The organism is Streptomyces griseoviridis, assembly GCF_005222485.1.
Taxonomy (GTDB): domain Bacteria; phylum Actinomycetota; class Actinomycetes; order Streptomycetales; family Streptomycetaceae; genus Streptomyces; species Streptomyces hintoniae.
In genome coordinates, this window is the sequence record NZ_CP029078.1 from 4,330,946 (window position 1) to 4,350,532 (window position 19,587).

Annotated in this window: 21 protein-coding genes; 12 read left to right on the plus strand and 9 right to left on the minus strand. The window is 72.0% G+C overall.

Annotated elements, in window-relative coordinates; translation table 11 throughout:
* Positions 1–4: 4 nt before the first annotated feature.
* Together DDJ31_RS18370 and DDJ31_RS18375 are read right to left on the minus strand one after the other, a co-directional pair.
* Positions 5–838 carry a zf-HC2 domain-containing protein gene (locus tag DDJ31_RS18370; RefSeq protein WP_127179203.1) on the minus strand — a complete coding sequence of 278 codons (834 nt, stop codon included), beginning with the start codon at positions 836–838 and terminating at the stop codon, positions 5–7.
* A complete protein-coding gene (locus tag DDJ31_RS18375; RefSeq protein ID WP_127179202.1) occupies positions 835–1,389 on the minus strand; it encodes an RNA polymerase sigma factor in 555 nt (184 codons plus the stop codon). Before DDJ31_RS18375 ends, DDJ31_RS18370 begins: the two co-directional genes overlap by 4 nt.
* Positions 1,390–1,500: 111 nt before the next feature.
* Here DDJ31_RS18375 and DDJ31_RS18380 point away from each other — a divergent pair, with 111 nt between their 5' ends.
* The 7 genes from DDJ31_RS18380 to DDJ31_RS18410 all read left to right on the plus strand — a co-directional run bounded on the left by DDJ31_RS18380 (position 1,501) and on the right by DDJ31_RS18410 (position 8,692).
* Positions 1,501–1,887 (plus strand): GntR family transcriptional regulator, encoded by a 387-nt coding sequence (locus DDJ31_RS18380; RefSeq protein ID WP_127179201.1) that lies wholly within the window; start codon positions 1,501–1,503, stop codon positions 1,885–1,887.
* The gene (locus DDJ31_RS18385; protein WP_127179200.1) at positions 1,884–2,777 is read left to right on the plus strand and encodes an ATP-binding cassette domain-containing protein; all 894 of its coding nucleotides are present in this window, start codon (positions 1,884–1,886) and stop codon (positions 2,775–2,777) included. Before DDJ31_RS18380 ends, DDJ31_RS18385 begins: the two co-directional genes overlap by 4 nt.
* Positions 2,774–3,784 carry an ABC transporter permease gene (locus tag DDJ31_RS18390; protein ID WP_127179199.1) on the plus strand — a complete coding sequence of 337 codons (1,011 nt, stop codon included), beginning with the start codon at positions 2,774–2,776 and terminating at the stop codon, positions 3,782–3,784. Before DDJ31_RS18385 ends, DDJ31_RS18390 begins: the two co-directional genes overlap by 4 nt.
* Entirely contained in the window at positions 3,781–4,611 is an 831-nt protein-coding gene (locus tag DDJ31_RS18395; protein ID WP_164784937.1) for a hypothetical protein, read from the plus strand. Before DDJ31_RS18390 ends, DDJ31_RS18395 begins: the two co-directional genes overlap by 4 nt.
* A 382-nt stretch (positions 4,612–4,993) precedes the next feature.
* Positions 4,994–7,225, plus strand: coding sequence for an RNA degradosome polyphosphate kinase (locus tag DDJ31_RS18400; RefSeq protein ID WP_127179198.1), 2,232 nt, complete (start codon positions 4,994–4,996; stop codon positions 7,223–7,225).
* Positions 7,206–8,246, plus strand: coding sequence for a CHAD domain-containing protein (locus tag DDJ31_RS18405; RefSeq protein ID WP_127179197.1), 1,041 nt, complete (start codon positions 7,206–7,208; stop codon positions 8,244–8,246). The genes DDJ31_RS18400 and DDJ31_RS18405 overlap by 20 nt, the downstream gene beginning before the upstream one ends.
* Before the next feature lie 26 nt (positions 8,247–8,272).
* Positions 8,273–8,692 carry an NUDIX hydrolase gene (locus DDJ31_RS18410; RefSeq protein ID WP_127179196.1) on the plus strand — a complete coding sequence of 140 codons (420 nt, stop codon included), beginning with the start codon at positions 8,273–8,275 and terminating at the stop codon, positions 8,690–8,692.
* Here DDJ31_RS18410 and DDJ31_RS18415 read toward each other — a convergent pair.
* Positions 8,678–8,857 carry a hypothetical protein gene (locus DDJ31_RS18415; protein WP_127179195.1) on the minus strand — a complete coding sequence of 60 codons (180 nt, stop codon included), beginning with the start codon at positions 8,855–8,857 and terminating at the stop codon, positions 8,678–8,680. The genes DDJ31_RS18410 and DDJ31_RS18415 overlap by 15 nt on opposite strands.
* Before the next feature lie 114 nt (positions 8,858–8,971).
* Between DDJ31_RS18415 and DDJ31_RS18420 the strand changes: the two genes are divergently transcribed.
* Both DDJ31_RS18420 and DDJ31_RS18425 read left to right on the plus strand, forming a co-directional pair.
* Positions 8,972–9,796 carry a hypothetical protein gene (locus DDJ31_RS18420; protein WP_127179194.1) on the plus strand — a complete coding sequence of 275 codons (825 nt, stop codon included), beginning with the start codon at positions 8,972–8,974 and terminating at the stop codon, positions 9,794–9,796.
* 118 nt (positions 9,797–9,914) lie between these two features.
* Positions 9,915–10,097 (plus strand): hypothetical protein, encoded by a 183-nt coding sequence (locus DDJ31_RS18425; RefSeq protein WP_127179193.1) that lies wholly within the window; start codon positions 9,915–9,917, stop codon positions 10,095–10,097.
* A 59-nt stretch (positions 10,098–10,156) separates the two neighbouring features.
* Here DDJ31_RS18425 and DDJ31_RS18430 read toward each other — a convergent pair whose 3' ends face one another.
* Entirely contained in the window at positions 10,157–10,510 is a 354-nt protein-coding gene (locus DDJ31_RS18430; protein WP_127179192.1) for a metal-sensitive transcriptional regulator, read from the minus strand.
* Positions 10,511–10,704: 194 nt separating this feature from the next.
* Here DDJ31_RS18430 and DDJ31_RS18435 point away from each other — a divergent pair, with 194 nt between their 5' ends.
* Together DDJ31_RS18435 and DDJ31_RS18440 are read left to right on the plus strand one after the other, a co-directional pair.
* Positions 10,705–11,325 (plus strand): DUF47 domain-containing protein, encoded by a 621-nt coding sequence (locus DDJ31_RS18435; RefSeq protein WP_127179191.1) that lies wholly within the window; start codon positions 10,705–10,707, stop codon positions 11,323–11,325.
* 6 nt (positions 11,326–11,331) lie between these two features.
* Complete coding sequence (locus DDJ31_RS18440) at positions 11,332–12,330, plus strand: inorganic phosphate transporter (RefSeq protein WP_127179190.1); 999 nt, start codon at positions 11,332–11,334, stop codon at positions 12,328–12,330.
* A gap of 255 nt (positions 12,331–12,585) precedes the next feature.
* On the opposite strand, the gene pstB is transcribed toward DDJ31_RS18440, so the two are convergent.
* The 4 genes from pstB to pstS all read right to left on the minus strand — a co-directional run bounded on the left by pstB (position 12,586) and on the right by pstS (position 16,737).
* Entirely contained in the window at positions 12,586–13,362 is a 777-nt protein-coding gene (gene pstB / locus DDJ31_RS18445; RefSeq protein ID WP_127179189.1) for a phosphate ABC transporter ATP-binding protein PstB, read from the minus strand.
* Between the two features lie 40 nt (positions 13,363–13,402).
* Positions 13,403–14,464 carry a phosphate ABC transporter permease PstA gene (pstA, locus tag DDJ31_RS18450; protein ID WP_127179188.1) on the minus strand — a complete coding sequence of 354 codons (1,062 nt, stop codon included), beginning with the start codon at positions 14,462–14,464 and terminating at the stop codon, positions 13,403–13,405.
* Entirely contained in the window at positions 14,461–15,468 is a 1,008-nt protein-coding gene (gene pstC / locus DDJ31_RS18455; protein WP_127179187.1) for a phosphate ABC transporter permease subunit PstC, read from the minus strand. The genes pstA and pstC overlap by 4 nt, the downstream gene beginning before the upstream one ends.
* A gap of 138 nt (positions 15,469–15,606) precedes the next feature.
* Positions 15,607–16,737, minus strand: a complete 1,131-nt coding sequence (gene pstS, locus DDJ31_RS18460; RefSeq protein WP_127179186.1) for a phosphate ABC transporter substrate-binding protein PstS — start codon at positions 16,735–16,737, stop codon at positions 15,607–15,609.
* A gap of 344 nt (positions 16,738–17,081) precedes the next feature.
* Here pstS and DDJ31_RS18465 point away from each other — a divergent pair, with 344 nt between their 5' ends.
* Positions 17,082–18,653, plus strand: a complete 1,572-nt coding sequence (locus tag DDJ31_RS18465) for an FAD-binding oxidoreductase (protein WP_127179185.1) — start codon at positions 17,082–17,084, stop codon at positions 18,651–18,653.
* Between the two features lie 36 nt (positions 18,654–18,689).
* Here DDJ31_RS18465 and DDJ31_RS18470 read toward each other — a convergent pair whose 3' ends face one another.
* Positions 18,690–19,394 carry a phosphatase PAP2 family protein gene (locus DDJ31_RS18470; RefSeq protein ID WP_127179184.1) on the minus strand — a complete coding sequence of 235 codons (705 nt, stop codon included), beginning with the start codon at positions 19,392–19,394 and terminating at the stop codon, positions 18,690–18,692.
* Between the last annotated feature and the right edge of the window lie 193 nt (positions 19,395–19,587).

The following is a 19,587-nucleotide window of genomic DNA, read 5'->3' on the forward strand; positions in this document are numbered from 1 at the left end:
AGGGTCACGCGGAGGTGCCCTGGAGGCGGTCGAAGCGGTCTCTGGCGAGGTACAGCAGCCCGCAGGCGAGGGCGGCGACGGCCGCCGCGACGCCCTGCCCGGCCGCGCTGAACGGCGCGAGGACGGCGCCCTGCCCGGCCTGGCCCTGCGCCACGGCCAGCACCGCGAGCCAGCCGCCGCCGGTGACGGCGGGCGCGAGGAGGGGGCCGAGCCTGCTGCTGAGGGCGAGGGTGGTGGCGGTGAGGGCGAGGGCGGGCAGCAGCCAGGCCAGCGCGACGAGACCGAACTCGGGCAGCGCGAGGGTGGCCAGCAGGTCGAGGCCGAGCGCGGTGGTCAGGACGGCGACCGTGCGGATCATCAGCAGCCGGAACCCGTGCGTCGGGGAGACCACCGCCATCTCGTACGTCGGGTCGAGGGCGGGCCCGTAGGAGAGGGCGACGCCGGCCAGCGGCAGCAGCGGGGCGAGGGCGAGGAAGAAGGTGGGCTGGGCGCCGGTGCGCACGGTGTGGCTCGCCAGGACCGTCGTCAGCAGGACGCCGACGACCGCGCCGAGCCAGGAGAGGCGCAGCACCGGGGTGGCCGTCAGCAGCCGCGCGATGTGGTCGGCGACGCCGAGGCGGACCAGCAGCGATTCGAACAGGCCGCGCCCGGGGGCGTCGAGTTCGGCGTCGAGGCGGGCCCAGCCGGTGTCGAGGGCGGCCGGGTCGGTGAGGGCCGCGAGGCGTTCCCGGCAGGGCGCGCAGGCGGTGAGGTGGGTGTCGGCGGACCACAGGGCGGGGGACGCGAGTGCGCCGCGTCCGTAGGCCCGCAGGTCCTCGTCGTCGACGTGCCAGGTCATGCGAGTGCCTCCCGCAGTTGCTTGCGGGCCCGCATCGCCCGCGTCTTGACCGTGCCCGGCGGGATGCCGAGCAGGACGGCCGCCTCACGGGTGGTCAGCCCGTCGACGACGGTGGCCTGGAGGACCGCCCGCAGTTCGGGCGAGAGCCGGACCAGGGCGCCCGCGAGGTCCCCGTGCTCGACCCCCGCAAGCACGCGTTCCTCGGCGGACGCCTCGTCCCGGTGGCGGAGCCTGGCCAGCGTCTGGCGCAGCCGGCCGCGGGCGCCGTCGCCGCGCAGGGTGTCGACGAGCCGCCGCGAGCCGATCCGCCAGAGCCATCCGGCGGCGTCCCCCGTGGTGCTCCTGTCCTGCTGGTAGCGGGCCTTGCCGCGCCAGATGGCCAGGAAGGTCTCCTGGACGACGTCGTCGACGACCGACGGGTCGGCGCAGCGGCCGCGCAGCCGCGCGGTCAGCCACGGCGCGTACCGCCGGTACAGCTCCTCGAAGGCGTGCCGGTCGCTGTCGGCGGCGATGGCCCGCAGCAGCTCCCCGTCACTTCTCGTTGCGCTCACATCTCCTCATCGCGCGGGCCGGCGCGACCGGTTCGCGGTTTCGGGTTTGACTTTCCCGGCACCCTTGCACCACCCTTTCACTACTCAATTAGTGAAAGGGTGGTTGAACGGATGGTCGAGTACCGCATCGACCGGCGCTCCGGCGTCGCCACCTACCTCCAGATCGTCCAGCAGACCAGACAGGCGCTGCGCCTCGGACTCCTGGTCCCCGGCGACAGACTGCCCACCGCCCGCGAGGTCGTCGAGGCGACCGCCATCAACCCAAACACGGTGCTGAAGGCCTACCGCGAACTCGAACGCGAAGGACTCGTCGAGGCCCGCCGCGGCCTCGGCACCTTCGTGCGCCGCGCGCTGGCCACCACCCCCGCCGACTCCCCGCTCCGCACCGACCTCGACGCCTGGGCGGCCCGCGCCCGGGAGGCCGGGCTCGGCCGGGAGGACGTGGCCGCCCTCTTCACCGCCGTACTCGACGAACACTTCCAGGGAGACCCCTCATGACCGACACCGCACTGGAGGCGGCCGCGCTCGGCCTGCGCTACGGACGGCGCGGCGCCGACCGGTGGGCGCTGCGCGACTGCTCCTTCCGGCTCCCCACCGGCCGGGTGTGCGCCGTCGTCGGCCCCAACGGCGCCGGGAAGTCCACCCTGCTGGCCCTCGCCGCGGGACTGCTGCCCCCCACCGAGGGCACCGTCACCGCCCTGGCCACCACCCCGGCCGCCGCCCGGCCCCGGGTCGGCTTCGTCGCCCAGGCCAAGCCGCTCTACCCCCAGCTCACCATCGCCGACACCCTCGCCATGGGCGCCGACCTCAACCCCGGCCGCTGGGACACCGCCACCGCCACCCGGATCGTCGCGGGCGGCGACCTCGACCCCACCGCCCGCGTCCGCACCCTCTCCGGCGGTCAGCGCACCCGCGTCGCCCTCGCCCTGGCCCTCGGCAAACGCCCCGAACTGCTCCTGCTCGACGAACCGATGGCCGACCTCGACCCGCTGGCCAGGCACGAACTCATGGGCGCCCTGATGTCCCAGGCCGCCGGGCACGGCACGACGATCGTGATGTCCTCGCACGTCGTCGCCGAACTGGAGGGCTCCTGCGACCACCTGCTGCTGCTCGGCGCTGGACAGGTCAGGCTGGCCGGCGAGATCGACGACCTGCTCGCCGCGCACCGCAGGGTCCAAGGACCCGCGTCCACCGCCCTCGACACCCACCAGATCGTCGAGTCCCGCACCACAGGACGCCAGCTCACCGCGCTGCTGCGCCCCACCGGCCCGCTCCCCGGCGCCCTCACCGGAGCCCCGCCCACCCTGGAGGAGCTGGTCCTGGCCTATCTGCGCAGCCCCCAGGCCCCCGGCACCACCCCGGCCGCACCCGGGAAGGCCGCCGCATGACCACCGCCACCGCACCCGCCCCCACCACGGCCACCGGCGCCTCACCGCACCTGCTGCGCTGGCTGCTGCGCCTGCACCGCCCGGCCCTGTACGTCTGGACGGCCACGGTCCTCGTCCTCGCCGCCGCCCTGCTCTGGCTCGGAGGACCCCTCACCGACGCCGCCGTGACCGGCTGGCGCCAGTACGACGCCTGCCGCGGCGCCACGACGTGCGCCTACGACCAGGACGCGATCCTGCGCTACAAGGACGTCTACACGTACACCACCTGGGCCGTCCTCGCGCTGCCCCTCCTGGTCGCGGGCTGGGCAGGCGCCGCGCTCATCGGCGGCGAGCTGGAGAGCGGCACCGCGCACCTCGCCTGGACCCAGGGCGTCAGCCCGACCCGCTGGCTCGCCGCCAAGCTCGCCGTGCCGGGCGCCCTCACCGCCGTCGGCACCGCGCTGCTGGTGGTACTGCACCGCAGGGCGTGGCTGGCCGGCGAGCACGGCATCGACACGGCCAAGCCCTGGAGCTCCCTTGAGACCTTCTACGCAAACGGCCCGCTGCCCGTCGCCCTCGCCCTCGCCGGGCTGACCGCGGGCGCCCTGGTGGGCCTGGCCAGGCGGCGCGCCCTGGCCGCCCTCGTCGGCGGACTGTCCGCGACCCTCGCCCTCTGGGGCACCGTCCAACTGGCCGTCCCCCGCCTCTACCCCGCCGTCACCACCTACACCGGGCTGCGCCACGACGGCCCCGCCGGCAGCGGCATCACCCTCGACAGCGGCGTCGTCACCGCCGACGGCACCCGCGTCCCCGACGTGTTCTGCGGCAGCGCCGAGTACCCGCGGTGCCGGGCCGTCTACGACAAGCTCGACGCCGTCGGCTTCTACAGCACCTACCACCCCTCCTCCCACTACTGGCCGCTCCAGTGGACCGGCACCGGCATCGTCCTCGCCGTCGCCGTGCTGTCCGCGGTGGCCGCGTTCACCCTGATCGCGCGCCGCACCGCGAGGAAGGCGAGCACCGTATGAGCACCCTCACCCCCGGCCTGACCAGGACCGTCCTGCGGCTGCACCGCCCCGCCCTCGCCGCCCTGACCGGCTTCACGCTGCTCGCCGTCGGGCTGCTGGTGGTGCTGGTCGAGTTCGGCGCCGACCGGGCCCGCGCCGACCTGCGCGACTGCGCCTCCCTCGACAGCGTCTGCCCCGCCGGCCACTACCTCGTCGACTACAGCTACCTCCTCGACCGGATCGGCGGCCTCACCGCCCTCGGCGTCTGGGCCGTCGCCGCCTGGGCGGGCGGCGCGCTGATCGCCCGCGAACTGGAGAGCGGCACCGCCCAGCTCGCCTGGACCCAGGGCACCACCCCCGGCCGCTGGCTGGCCGCCACCCTCACCCTGCCCGCCCTGGCCCTCACCACCGGCGCCGCCGTCGTCGCCGCCGTCTTCCGCTGGGCCTGGAACGCCCACCAGGACCTGATGTACGACGAGTGGGGCGCGGGCGCCGCCTTCGTCGCCCGCGGCCCCGCCCTGATCGGCTACGCCCTGTGCGCCCTCGCCCTCGGCGCCCTCACCGGCCTCCTGGTCCGCCGCCAGCTGCCCGCACTCGGCGTCTCCCTCGCCCTGGCGATCGTCATCGGCCAGCTCCTCGAGAAGCTCCGCCCGCACCTGTGGCCCACGCTCCACGGCACCGGCCAGGGCCTGCCCCCGCACGCCTGGGAGGTGCCGGGCCGGCACACCGCCTACCACCCGGCGTCCCACTTCTGGCCCATCCAGCTGCTGGAGACCGGCATCGTCCTGGCCGCGGCGGCCCTCGCGACGGCGGCCGCCTTCACCGTCCTGCGCCGCCGCACCGCCTGACCCGCCCGCCGGGGCCGCCGCACCGCCTGACCCGCCCGCCGGGGCCGCCGCACGGCGCACCCGCCCGCGCGGCCCCGACGGCCGCAGCCTCGTCCTCACCCGGAACGCGCTGATTCTTTCCGGTTCGACGCGCGCGGGCCGCCCCGCGATATCCCGCACGCCATGTCGCCGTAACCAACGGTTCAGACGGGCTTGCGAGGCTCGGCCAATGCCGCCCGCCGCGCCAGAGCCTTCGCCGTCCACCGGGACACCCAACGGGTCGCCCCGCGGGAGGGGAACCGGGAGAACCCGCAGGACCGGAAACACCTCCGTGCCCGTCCCGCCCCTCCCGCCCGCGGCGTCCGACGCGCCCGTACCGCCCCAGGCGCGGAAGAATGGGGCCATGAGCCAGCCAGACGCCCAGGCAAAGGTCAAGCACCAGCAGCCCTCCGTGGGCTCCATAGCCGCACACCGCCCGCACACGGTGGCTGCCGCGGTCTCCGATCTGGAACCCGACCTCGACGCGGACCTCGACTCCTACGAGGAAGCGCCGACCGACGGCCCCCAGCTCCCGCAGGGCCGCTTCCTGGACCGCGAGCGCAGCTGGCTCGCGTTCAACGAACGCGTCCTCGAACTGGCCGAGGACCCCGACACACCCCTGCTGGAGCGCGCGAACTTCCTCGCCATCTTCGCCAGCAACCTGGACGAGTTCTTCATGGTCCGGGTGGCCGGGCTCAAACGCCGCATCGCCACCGGCGTCGCCACCCGCTCCGCCTCGGGACTCCAGCCCCGCGAGGTGCTGGAGATGATCTGGGCCCGCTCCCGCGAGCTGATGGCCAGGCACGCCGCCTGCTACCACGAGGACGTCGCCCCCGCGCTCGCCGAGGAAGGCATCCACCTGGTCCGCTGGAGCGAGCTGACCGAGAAGGAGCAGGCCCGCCTCTTCACCCTGTTCCGGCACCAGATCTTCCCCGTCCTGACCCCCCTCGCGGTCGACCCCGCGCACCCCTTCCCCTACATCTCGGGCCTCTCCCTCAACCTGGCCGTGGTCGTGCGCAACCCGGTCAGCGGCCACAAGCACTTCGCCCGCGTGAAGGTGCCCCCGCTGCTGTCCCGCTTCCTGGAGAGCTCCCCGGGCCGCTACGTCCCCATCGAGGACGTCATCGCCGCCCACCTGGAGGAGCTGTTCCCCGGCATGGAGGTGCTGGAGCACCACGCCTTCCGGCTCACCCGCAACGAGGACCTGGAGGTCGAGGAGGACGACACCGAGAACCTCCTCCAGGCCCTGGAGAAGGAACTCATGCGGCGCCGCTTCGGGCCGCCGGTGCGCCTTGAGGTCGAGGAGTCCATCGACCGCGAGGTCCTCGACCTGCTGGTGCGCGAGCTGAAGATCTCCGAGGCCGAGGTCTACCCGCTGCCGGGCCCCCTCGACCTCACCGGCCTCTTCCGCATCCACGGCCTCGACCGGCCCGAGCTGAAGTACCGCAAGTTCATCGCGGGCACCCACCGCGACCTCGCCGAGGTGGAGTCCGCGTCGGCGCCGGACATCTTCGCCGCCCTGCGCGAACGCGACGTCCTGCTGCACCACCCCTACGACAGCTTCTCCACCTCCGTTCAGGCCTTCCTCGAACAGGCCGCCCAGGACCCCGACGTCCTCGCCATCAAGCAGACCCTCTACCGCACCTCGGGCGACTCCCCCATAGTCGACGCCCTCATCGAGGCCGCCGAGGTCGGCAAGCAGGTCCTCGTCCTGGTGGAGATCAAGGCCCGCTTCGACGAGCACGCCAACATCAAGTGGGCGCGCAAGCTGGAAGAGGCCGGCTGCCACGTCGTCTACGGCCTGGTCGGCCTGAAGACCCACTGCAAGCTCTCCCTTGTGGTCCGCCAGGAGGGCGACACCCTGCGCAGGTACAGCCACGTCGGCACCGGCAACTACCACCCCAAGACCGCCCGCCTCTACGAGGACCTCGGGCTGCTCACCGCGGACCCGCAGGTCGGCGCCGACCTCTCCGACCTGTTCAACCGGCTCTCCGGCTACTCCCGCCGCGAGACCTACCGCCGGCTGCTCGTCGCGCCCAAGTCCCTGCGCGACGGCCTCATCGCCCGGATCAACAAGGAGGCCCAGCACCACCGTGCCGGACGCCCCGCGTTCATCCGCATCAAGGTCAACTCGATGGTCGACGAGGCCATCATCGACGCGCTCTACCGGGCCTCGCAGGCGGGCGTGCCGGTCGACGTGTGGGTCCGCGGCATCTGCGCCGTGCGCCCCGGCGTCACCGGCCTCTCGGAGAACATACGGGTGCGCTCGATCCTCGGCCGCTTCCTCGAACACTCCCGGGTCTTCACCTTCGGCAACGGCGGCGAACCCGAAGTGTGGATCGGCAGCGCCGACATGATGCACCGCAACCTCGACCGCCGTATCGAGGCCCTGGTCAGGGTCACCGACCCGGCCCACCGCGCGGCCCTGAACCGGCTGTTGGAGACCGGCATGTCCGAGACCACCGCGTCCTGGCACCTCGGCCCGGACGGGGAGTGGATCCGGCACGCCACCGACGCCGAGGGCGGCCCACTGCGGAACATCCAGGAGATGCTCATAGACGCCCGGAGGCGTAGGCGTGGCACAGCAACACCCTGACTCAACGGTCCCGGCCGTCCAGACGGCCGGGACCGCCCCCACCGGTGGCTCTCTCGCGGACTATCTGCGGGCCCAGGCCACCGAGTTCCTCCGTGCGCTGCGGCAGCACCGGGAGTCCGGAAGCGGCGGCAACGCCGCGGCGGACTCCGTCGACGCGGCACGCGCCCTGCGCCGCTCGGTCCGCCGCGTCAGCGGCAGCCTGCACACCTTCCGGCCGCTCCTCGACCCCGAGTGGTCCGAAGGGCTGCGGCCCGAACTCGCCTGGGTCTCCGGCACGTTGTCCATGGAACACGCCTGCGCGGCCCGCCTGGAGAGGCTGCTGCTCGCCCTGCACCGGCTGTCCGGCGCCGCCGTCCTCCCGGCCCAGGCGGGCGGCCCCGCCCCCCAGGAACGCGGCACCCTCACCGTGGGCGCCGCCAAGGCGGGCGCCCTCCTGGACCGCCAGCTGACCCTGGCCAGGACCCGGGCCCACTCCAGCGCCCTCCAGGCACTCGGCTCCTCCCGCTTCCACGCCGTCGCCGACCAGGTCGCCGTCCTGGCCAGCGAGGTGCCGCTGACCGCCGCCGACGCCGACCTGCGCCCCCTGGCGCGGGCCGCCGAGGAACGCCTCGGGGACGCCGTGGCCGCCCTGCCGCTGGTCACCGCCGGGCACCCCTACAACGCGGAGGCGCTGATCCACGGCCTCTCCCCCGACCCGGCCCCGCACCCGCAGGACGCCCCCTGGCACCAGGTCAGACTGCTGCTGCGGCTGCACCGCTACGCCCTCGAGGTGCTGCACGGCGGAGACGGCGTGAGTGACCCCGTCGACGTCCGGCTGCTCACCGCGGGCCAGGCCCTCGACCGGCACCGGGACGCCTCCGAGGCCGCCGCCGCCGCGTCCGCCGCCGCCCGCACCGCGAGGATCGCCCCGGCGACCGCGTACGCGCTGGGCGTGCTCCACGCCGACCAGCGGCACGAGGTGGAGGCGGCCCGCTTCGCGTTCCAGCAGAGCTGGCAGAGACAGGCACTGCGCACCCCCTGACCCCCACGAAGGAGCGGTGAAGACCGGTGACCAGTACCCATGACACCCTCGTCAGAGCCGCGGGCTGCGTCCTGTGGCGCCGCCCGGCCGGCTCGGCGCTGGAGATCTGCCTCGTCCATCGGCCGAAATATGATGACTGGTCCCACCCGAAGGGCAAGCTGAAGCGGGGTGAGGACCCGCTCGCGGGCGCGCTGCGCGAGGTCGCCGAGGAGACCGGGTACACCGCGCGGCCCGGCACCGAGCTGACCACCGTCCACTATCTGGCGGCGGGCCGCCCCAAGCAGGTCAGGTACTGGGCGGCCGAGGCCACCGCGGGGCGGTTCGCGCCCAACGACGAGGTGGACCGGATCCTGTGGCTGCCGCCGTCCGCCGCGCGCGACCGGCTGACGCAGCCGCGCGACCGCGACCTGCTGGACGAGCTGCCCGGCGCGCTACCCGCTCACTGACCCCGTGTGGCCGGCGCCGTCCGTCCTGGCCTGGCTGCGGGCCCGGCGGGCGGGGCCGCGCCAGCCGCAGCCGCAGCGGGCGAAGCAGAACCGCCCCTGCTCGACGACCACCGTCGGATGGCCGTCCGTGTCCGGTGAGACCCCGAGCCCTTCCCTGTGCGCCACACCCACCACGTTACCCAGCACCGGTGAAGCCATCCCCACCGCGTGACGGTGCCGCCCGTCCCGTCGTTATCCGCAACGACAGGGTGCCCGTGCCGGACGTACCGGGGGTAGACGATGGCGCAGCGGGAGCACAGGTGGGGCGGCGCGGTCGCCGCGGGGGTCGTCGTCTGCCTCGGGGCCTGCGGCTGCTCGGGCGGCGCCGCGGCCGAGGACTCCAGGCCCTTCGACCCCCTCGACACCCTGCACCGGGCGGCCGACACCCTGGTGGACGCCGGCACCTCCCGGGCCCGCACCTCGATGGAGATGGCCACCGGCGGCACCCGGGTCACGATCCGCGGCGAGGGCGTCTACGACTACCGCCACCGGCTCGGCCGGCTCACCCTCACGCTGCCGCAGGACCCGGCGGGCACCGTCGAACACCGGCCGATCACCGAACTCCTCGCGCCGGGCGCCCTGTTCATGAAGAACCGGGGGGCCGGGGTGCCCGCCGACAAATGGGTGCGGGTGGAGACGGCGGCGCTCTCCGACGGCAATCTGGTGACCGGCGGCGCCACCGACCCGTTCGCCGCCGCCGAGCTGCTGCGCGGGGCCCGCACCGCGGCCTACGAGGGGCGCACCGAGGTGGCCGGCACCGAGGTGCGGCACTACCGGGGCACCACCGACCTCGCGCTCGCCGCGCGGGCCGCGGCGGAGGGCGACCGGGGCGCGCTGGCCGCGGCGGCGAAAGGCTTCGCCACCACCGAGGTGCCGTTCGACGTCTTCCTCGACGACCAGGGCAGGATCCGCAAGGTCAGCCACCGCTTCCGGTTCGTCAACGGCCACCACGGATCGGTCGTCGACGTCGCCTCGACGACCCTGCTGTACGGTTTCGGCGCCCCGGCCGACGTGCGGCTCCCCGACGCCCGGGACATCTACGCCGGGAAGATCGCGGAGGGGTGAGCGCGGGGTGGCGTCCTGCGCGGGGAGGAGACGGGAGCGGCGAGAACTAGCCCGTCCGTGCCATGCGCGGGGTGCGGGGCGCTCCCTACTCTAGGAAGCCGGTGACGGCAGAGACGAGGTGACGCACGTGGCTCCGGTCGGCGGTACGGCAGTTCAGGACCACGTGGCACTCGCCGAGATCGAGCTGTGCGGGGAGCTGATGATCGCCGCGTCCGCCGCGCACGGGGAGCGGCTCAGCCTGGAGAGCATCGACGAGGTCCTGAACGTGGCCCACGCCCCGGGACCCCCGGCCACCCCTTGACCACCACCGCGGACCGGCACCGGAACCCGGCCCCCACCGGGCACGGCCCGTCGACTACTTCAGGTGCGCAGCAGCCGCCCGATGGCCTTCGTCGCCTCGTCGACCTTCGCGTCGATCTCGTCACCGCCCTTGAGGGCCGCGTCGGCGACGCAGTGCCGCAGGTGTTCCTCCAGGAGCTGAAGCGCGAAAGACTGGAGGGCCTTGGTCGAGGCCGAGACCTGGGTCAGTATGTCGATGCAGTAGACGTCCTCGTCGACCATCCGCTGGAGACCGCGGATCTGGCCCTCGATCCGGCGCAGCCGCTTGAGGTGCTCCGCCTTCTGGTGGTGGTAGCCGTGGGTGACGGCGGGAACGGCGTCCGTCGCGGTCGCCTCGGAGGGCGTCGGCGTCGCGCCGGCCTCGGTGGTGGTCATCACGTCCTCCAGATCCGTATGGATACCCCTACCGGGTATATGGTAACGAAGTTTGCCGGGTATAGGGCTCCTGGAAAGCCCCCGTGCTGATCACCGTGCCCGATGCGCGACACTGGAGGACGGCCCATTAGCCGTGGCCGGATGATGCCCTTAGCATCAGCCTGACCGAAACCGATGCATCCCGAGGACCCCTTGTGCGCTTTCGTCTGACCCCCAGGGAGACGAGCTTCTACGACATGTTCGCCGCCTCCGCGGACAACATCGTCACGGGCTCGAAGCTCCTGATGGAACTGCTCGGGGCGGACACCGCCGGCCGGGCCGAGATCGCGGAGCGGATGCGGGCAGCGGAACACGCGGGCGACGACGCCACACACGCGATCTTCCACCAGCTGAACTCCTCGTTCATCACGCCGTTCGACCGCGAGGACATCTACGCCCTCGCCTCCTGCCTCGACGACATCATGGACTTCATGGAGGAGGCCGTCGACCTGGTCGTCCTCTACAACGTCGAGGAACTGCCCAAGGGCGTCGAGCAGCAGATCGAGGTGCTGGCGCGGGCCGCGGAGCTGACGGCGGAGGCGATGCCGAACCTGCGGACCATGGACAACCTCACCGAGTACTGGATCGAGGTCAACCGCCTGGAGAACCAGGCCGACCAGATCCACCGCAAGCTGCTGGCCCACCTCTTCAACGGCAAGTACGACGCCATCGAGGTGCTGAAGCTCAAGCAGATCGTGGACGTCCTCGAAGAGGCCGCGGACGCGTTCGAGCACGTGGCGAACACGGTGGAGACCATCGCCGTCAAGGAGTCCTGAGCCGTCTTGGACACCTTCGCGCTCATCGCGACCATCGCGGTCGCGCTGTTCTTCACGTACACGAACGGCTTCCACGACTCGGCGAACGCCATCGCCACGTCGGTGTCGACACGGGCCCTGACCCCGCGCGCGGCGCTGGCGATGGCCGCGGTGATGAACCTGGCGGGCGCCTTCCTCGGTTCGGGGGTCGCCAAGACCGTCAGCCAGGGCCTGATCCAGACGCCCGAGGGCTCCAAGGGCATGGGCATCCTCTTCGCCGCCCTGGTCGGCGCCATCGCCTGGAACCTCGTCACCTGGTACTTCGGTCTGCCGTCGTCCTCCTCGCACGCCCTCTTCGGCGGCATGGTCGGCGCGGCCCTCGCGGGCGGCACGACGGTCTACTGGGACGGCGTCCTCGACAAGGTCGTCGTCCCGATGTTCGTCTCGCCCGTGGTCGGTATCGTCGTCGGTTATCTGGTCATGACGGCGATCCTGTGGCTGTTCCGCAAGGCCAACCCGCACAAGGCCAAGCGCGGCTTCCGGATAGCGCAGACCGTCTCGGCGGCCGGCATGGCCCTCGGCCACGGCCTCCAGGACGCCCAGAAGACGATGGGCATCGTCGTGATGGCCCTGGTCATCGCGGACGTCGAGGACTACGGCGACCCGATCCCGGTCTGGGTGAAGATCGTCTGCGCGGTGATGCTGTCGCTGGGCACCTACGCGGGCGGCTGGCGCATCATGCGCACCCTCGGCCGCAAGATCATCGAACTGGACCCGCCGCAGGGCTTCGCCGCGGAGACCACCGGCGCGTCGATCATGTTCACCACGGCGTTCCTGTTCAAGGCGCCGATCTCCACGACCCATGTCATCACCTCGGCGATCATGGGCGTCGGCGCGACCAAGCGCGTGAAGGCGGTCCGCTGGGGCGTGGCCAAGAACATCGTCCTGGGCTGGTTCATCACGATGCCGGCGGCGGCGCTGGTGGCGGCGGGGGCGTACGGCTTGGTGAACCTGGCGTTCCTGTAGCCGGTTTTCGGCCAGGGGCCCGGTCGGCGTTCGACGCCGCAGGGCCGCTCAGCCCACCCGGCCCACCCAGCCCGTCCGGCGTTTGAGGACGAGGCCGTCCAGGCCGAAGCGGGGGTTCGGGGGCGGCAGCCCCCAGACTCGGACCTCACCCGCACAGCGACAAACGACGAAGGGCCCGCCCCCGAGAACGGAGGCGGGCCTTCATCGTCCCCGCGGTGGCACCGCCATGCAGCACCGCGAGGGGTCCGTATCGGCCTAGCCGAAGCGCCCCGAGATGTAGTCCTCCGTGGCCTGGACAGACGGGTTGGAGAAGATCCGCTCCGTGTCGTCTATCTCGATCAGCCGACCGGGCTGCCCGACCGCGGAGAGGTTGAAGAACGCCGTGCGGTCGGAGACCCGCGCCGCCTGCTGCATGTTGTGCGTCACGATGACGATCGTGAAGCGCTCCTTCAGCTCCCCGATCAGGTCCTCGATGGCGAGCGTCGAGATCGGGTCGAGGGCCGAGCAGGGCTCGTCCATCAGCAGCACCTTCGGCTCGACGGCGATCGCGCGGGCGATGCACAGCCGCTGCTGCTGACCGCCCGACAGCCCCGAGCCGGGCTTGTTCAGACGGTCCTTGACCTCGTTCCAGAGGTTCGCGCCCTTGAGCGACTTCTCGACGACGTCGTTCAGCTCGCTCTTCTTGTGGCTGCCGTTGAGCCGCAGCCCCGCCGCCACGTTGTCGAAGATCGACATGGTGGGGAACGGGTTCGGCCGCTGGAACACCATGCCGATCTCGCGTCGCACGGAGACCGGGTCGATGCCCTGCCCGTACAGGTCCTCCTGGTCGAGGAGGACCTTGCCCTCGACCCGGCCGCCCGGGGTGACCTCGTGCATCCGGTTCAGGGTGCGCAGGAACGTCGACTTGCCGCAGCCCGAGGGACCGATGAACGCCGTCACCGAACGCGGTTCGACGGTCATCGAGATGTCCTCGATCGCCTTGTGGGACCCGTAGAAAGCGGTGAGCCCGCTCACATCGATTCGCTTGGCCATGATTACGTCACTTCCAGAATTCTCGGTCGCTTGGGCCGCGTCAGCGACCGGACTGCGGGGCCTTCCAGCGGGCGATGCCGCGGGCCAGCAGGTTCAGGATCATCACGAAGGCGATCAGGGTGAGCGACGCCGCCCAGGCCCTGTCGTACGCGGCGTTCGCGCCCGCGCTGTTCGCGTACTGCTGGTAGATGTACAGCGGCAGCGACTGCTGGGCGCCCTCGAAGGGGTTGTTGTTGATGAACCGGTTGCCGAACACCAGCAGCAGCACCGGCGCGGTCTCGCCGGCGATCCGGGCGATGGCCAGCATGATGCCGGTCGTGATGCCGCCGATGGAGGTCGGCAGGACCACCTTCAGGATGGTGCGCCACTTCGGGATGCCCAGCGCGAGCGACGCCTCGCGCAGCTCGTTCGGGACGAGCTTGAGCATCTCCTCGGTGGAGCGGACGACGACCGGGACCATCAGGATGGCCAGGGCCAGCGAACCGGCGAAGCCGAACGGCTCCATCTCGAAGATCAGCATGAGGCTGAGGATGAAAAGGCCCGCGACGACCGACGGGATGCCCGTCATGACGTCGACGAAGAAGGTGACCGCGCGGGCCAGACCGCCGCGGCCGTACTCGACGAGGTAGATCGCGGTGAGGACGCCGATCGGCGCGGCCATCAGGGTGGCGAGGCCGACCTGCTCAAGGCTGCCGATGATGGCGTGGTAGATGCCGCCGCCCGGCTGGGAGTCGGCGACGATGCCCATCGAGTGGGTCAGGAAGTAGAGGTCGAGGACCTTGGTGCCGCGCGCGACGGTCGTCCACACCAGGGAGACCAGCGGGACGACGGCGAGCAGGAACGCGACCCAGACCAGGCTGGTCGCGATGCGGTCCTTGGCCTGCCGGCGGCCCTCCACCTTGGCGGCGAGCACATAGGTCGCGACCAGGAACAGGAGTCCGGCGATCAGGCCCCACTGGATGCGGCTTTCGATGCCCGCGACCAGGCCGAGCAGGACGGCGACGGCCAGCGATCCGGCGGCGATCGCCCAGGGCGACCACTTCGGCAGGGAGGCGCCGCGCAGGGTGCTGGGGCGTTCTTCGGTGACGGCTGCGTGGCTCATGCGTTGGCCCCCGAGTACTCCTTGCGGCGGGCGATGATGAGCCGGGCCGCGCCGTTGACCAGCAGGGTGATGACGAACAGCACGAGGCCGGACGCGATCAGCGCGTCCCGGCCGAACTCGTTGGCCTCACCGAACTTGCTGGCGATGTTCTGGGCGAAGGTGCCGCCGCCCGGGTTGAGCAGGCTGAGGTGGATCAGGAAGTCCGGGGAGAGCACCGTCGCGACGGCCATCGTCTCGCCGAGGGCGCGGCCGAGGCCGAGCATCGAGGCGGAGATGACGCCGGAGCGGCCGAACGGCAGCACCGACATCCTGATGACCTCCCAGCGGGTGGCGCCGAGCGCCAGCGCCGCTTCCTGGTGCATCAGCGGCGCCTGCCGGAAGACCTCGCGGCTCACGTTGGTGATGATCGGCAGGATCATGATCGCGAGCAGGATGCCGACGGTGAGCATCGAGCGCGGGGCGCCTTCCTCCCAGGAGAAGAAGCCGGTCCAGCCGAAGTAGTCGTTGAGCCAGCCGAAGAGGCCGTTGAGGTTCGGGACGAGGATCAGGGCGCCCCAGAGGCCGTAGACGATCGACGGCACCGCGGCGAGCAGGTCGATCACGTAGGAGATCGGGCCGCTCAGCCTGCGGGGGGCGTAGTGGGTGAGGAAGAGCGCGATGGCGACGGCGACCGGCACCGCGATGACCATGGCGATGATCGACGAGATCACCGTGCCGTAGGCCAGGACGGCGATGCCGAAGGTCGGCGGGGTGACGCCGGTGTTCCACTCGAAGGTGGTGAGGAAGTTGCCGTGGTCCTCGCTGATGGCGAGGGACGCGCGGTAGGTGAGGAAGACCGCGATCGCGGCCATGACCACGAGCAGCAGAATGCCCGAGCCGCGGGAGAGGCCGAGGAAGATCCGGTCTCCGGGTCGGGTGGCGCCGCGGGCGGCGCGCTTGCTGCCGGCCTCGGTGGGCTGCGGGGTGGGCGGCGGCGCTTCGGTGTTCTTGGTCGTTATGTCCATCGGGTTCTCCGGTCTGCGGACCCGCACACGGGGTGCGGCTCTGCGAAGCCGTACGCGGGGTACGGCTCATGGCGGCGGTGCACCGGACGGTGCGGTCCGGTCCCGGGAGAAGGCCCGGGACCGGACCGCACGCTCAGATCAGCTCAGGCCATCGATGGTGGTACGGACCTTCGCGATGATGTCGGCGGGGATCGGGGCGTACTTCAGGCCGGGGAGCAGGCCCTGGCCCTCCTCGGAGGCGATGTACTTGAGGAACGCCTTGGTCGCGGGCAGGGTGTCCGACTTGTTGCCCTTGTCGCAGACGATCTCGTAGGTGACGAGGGTGATCGGGTAGGCGCCCTCGGCCTTGGTCGCGTAGTTCAGCTGGAGCGCCAGGTCGGAGCCGGTGCCGACGACCTTGGCGTCGGCGATGGCCTTGGTGGCGCTGTCGCTGCTGGGCACGACCGGGGAGGCGGCACCGGTGTCGATGCTGACCGGGCTGACGCCGTCACCGAGGTAGGACAGCTCGAAGTAGCCGATGGCGCCGTTGGTCTGCTTGACCTGCGCGGCCACACCGGAGGACTGGGCGGCGGCCTGGCCACCGTCGGCCTGCCACGCCTTGCCGCCCTCGTACTTCCAGTTGTCCGGGGTGACGGCCTTCAGGTACTTGGTGAAGTTGTCCGTGGTGCCGGACTCGTCCGAGCGGTGGAACGCCTGGATCTTGAGGTCGGGAAGCTTCGCGTCGGGGTTCAGCTTCGCGATCGCCGGGTCGTTCCACTTGGTGATCTTGCTGTCGAAGATCTTGGCGAGCGTGGGCGCGTCCAGGACCAGGTTGTCGACACCGGAGAGGTTGTAGCCGATGGCGATCGGGCCGCCGACCATGGGCAGGTCGATGCCCTGGCCGCCGGAGCAGACCTTCTTCGAGGCGGTGACCTCTTCGGGCTTCAGCGCCGAGTCCGAACCCGCGAAGGCGAGCTGACCCTGGGTGAAGGAGGTGACGCCGGCGCCGGAGCCGCCCGCCTTGTAGTTGATCTGGACGCCACAGGCCTTGGAGAACTGGGCCACCCAGGCGTCGATCGCGTTCTTCTGCGCCGACGAGCCGTCGGAGAGCAGCTGGCCGTTCTTGGCGTCGCCGCAGTCGATCGAGCCCGCCTGGGTCGAGGCCGACGCGCTGCTGTCGCCACTGCCGGAGCTGGTGTCGTCGGAGCCGCACGCCGTGAGGGCCAGGGCGCCGGAGACGGCGAGAGCACCGAGAGCGAGGGCCCGCCGGTTCATGCGCTGAAGCTTCACTTGAAAGTGTTTCCTTCCAGGAGCCGCCGTCCTGAACCGGCGGCGTGCGAAGTCTGAGTGATGCGGACGCGTCGTGGTGGTGCGCCCCGCATCGGGTAAGGCCGAAATTAGGCAGAACAGGTGAAGGCGCCTATGGCCGTAAATGAACGGGAGGTGAACCCCTGCGGACGGTGTGGTTAGGTCACGGAACGCTCACGGGCAGAGCACACCCTGATACCGGCGCGATGGTCGCACAGACCGCCTCCCGAGCAGGCCGGGTCACCCCTCGCACGCACGACCGAGACCGTGGAACCCTGTGGCCCGCGGCGCCGTCCTGTACGAGGAGAGCGCTCGGGAGGGACAGCATGCAACGGCGTACGTTCATCGGGGGCGGTGCGGTCGCGCTGGCGACGGCGGCCACGGCCTCCTGCAAGGGCGGCGGCTCCGCCGACGCGGCGGACGGCGGCGCCACCTCGGCCTCCCGCTCCGCGTCCGGCGGCGCGGCCCGCTCCACCGGCAGGGCCGCGGCCCCGGCGAGCTGGACGGCGCTCGCCCACGGCCTCGACGGCACCCTGGTCCGTCCGGGCGATGCCCAGTGGGCCGCGGCCCGCCAGCTGTACAACACCCGCTTCGACGACCTGAAGCCCGCCGCCGTCGCCTATGTCGCGCACGCCGACGACATCCGCACGGCCCTCGCCTACGCCCGCGCCCACCACGTCAAGGTCTCCATCCGCAACGGCGGCCACTCCTACGCGGGCTGGTCCTCCGGCGACGGCAGGCTCATCGTCGACGTCTCCCGGCTGAAGAACGTCCACGCGGGCGGCGGCACCGCGGTGGTGGGCGCGGGCGCCAAGCTGATCGACGTCTACCGGGGGCTCGCCGCGAAGGGCGTGACGATACCCGCCGGCTCCTGCCCCACGGTCGGCGTCTCCGGCCTCGTCCTCGGCGGCGGCCACGGCGTGGTCTCCCGCGCCTACGGACTCACCTGCGACAGCCTCACCCGGGCCACCCTGATCACGGCCGACGGCAAGGAGCTGACCGCCGACGCCACCACCGAGAAGGACCTGTTCTGGGCGCTGCGCGGAGCCGGCAACGGCAACTTCGGCGTCGTCACCGAACTCCACTTCACCACCCACCCCGCGCCGCGGGCCGTGACCGGCTACCTCAGCTGGCCGTGGTCGAAGGCCGCCGCCGTCATCAGGGCCTGGCAGGAGTGGGGTCCCGCCCAGCCGGACGAGATCTGGTCCTCCCTGCACCTGGCCAACGCGGCGGGCGGCACCCCCACCGTCTCGGTCGCCGCGTTCTCGCTCGGCGGCTACAGCGAACTCCAGAACGCCGTGGACCGCCTCGCCGACCGGGTCGGCGCCGACGCCACCAGCGTCTCGCTGCGCCGCCGCGGCTACGAGGAGGCCATGGAGATCTACGCCGGCTGCTCCTCGTTCTCCGCGCAGGCCCAGTGCCATCTGCCGGGCGCCACCCCGGGCCGCTCCCCGCAGGGCGCGCTCGGCCGCGAGACGTACACCGCGCACTCCGACTTCTTCGACCGCTCCATACCGGCGGCCGGCGTCCAGCAGCTGATGAGCCGGATGGCGTCGGTGCGGGGCGGCTCGGGCAGCGTCGCGTTCACCGCCCTGGGCGGCGCCGTCAACCGGGTCCCGCCCACGGCGACGGCGTTCGTGCACCGCCGCTCCCGGATGCTGGCCCAGTACATCGTGTCCTGGAAGGCGGGCACCACCGGCGCCGCCGCCCGGTCCTGGCTCGCCGGCGCGCACGGCGCGATGAAGCCGTACGCCTCCGGCGCGGCCTACCAGAACTACACCGACCCGACCCTGGGCGACTGGCGCGACGCCTACTACGGGGACGCCGCGAGCCGCCTGACCCGCGTCAAGAAGCAGTACGATCCGGACGGCTTCTTCACCTACCCCCAGGCCCTCTGACCGCCGACGGCCGCCCGCGCGCGGGAGCCGCCCGGCTCAGGCGGCGAGATCCCGCTCCTCGGCGCCCGCGGCGGCCTCACGGCCCGGCAGCAGGGAGTCCCGCCCGGAGCCGGCCCCGCCCCGCGCGCGGATCAGCACCCCGGCCCTCGGGGAGCGGTCGACGGCCCGCGCCAGCGGAGTGAGCAGCGCCATCGCGAGCGGCGACAGCAGCAGCGCGACGGCGGTGCCGAGGGCGAAGCCGCCGATGACGTCCGTCGGGTAGTGGACGCCCATGTAGATCCGGCAGAAGCCCTCCAGGAGGGCCAGGCCGATCCCGGCGAGACCGAACCGGCGGTGTGCGACGAAGAGGCCGACGCCCATCGCCATGGTGATCGTCGCGTGGTCGCTGACGAACGAGTAGTCGGTCTTCCCGGAGATCAGGACGTCGAGGCCCTGGTGGGTCATGAAGGGCCTCGGCCGCTCCACGAACCCCCGGATCGGCACGTTCACCAGCAGCGCGACGGACGCCGCGAGCGGCGCCCACACCAGCGCGGCCACCGACGCCGGGGCGTCCTCGCCGCCCTTGCGCCGCACCGACCACCAGCACCCCAGCACGAGCAGCACCATGGCCACCGGCAGCCCGTACTCGCCGACGAACTCCATGACCCGGTCGAACCAGTGCGGGGCGTCCTTGGCGAGGCCGTTGATGTCGTAGAGCAGGTCGATGTCGGGGTTCGACCCGGATTCGGCGAGTCCAGCCATCGTGCTGCGGCCCCTTCGTCGTCTGCTTCGGCGCCCGCACCGAACGTGCGCGGCGCCCACCCACCCCCGTGGCGGTAGATCACTACGTCAACAGGAACGCACGGTCCCGGTTCATACGTTCCACACTCCACCGAATGATCACGCAGACGTTATCGAAGAGAGACTCATCTTCGCAGCTCAGGGGGTGGGTTCA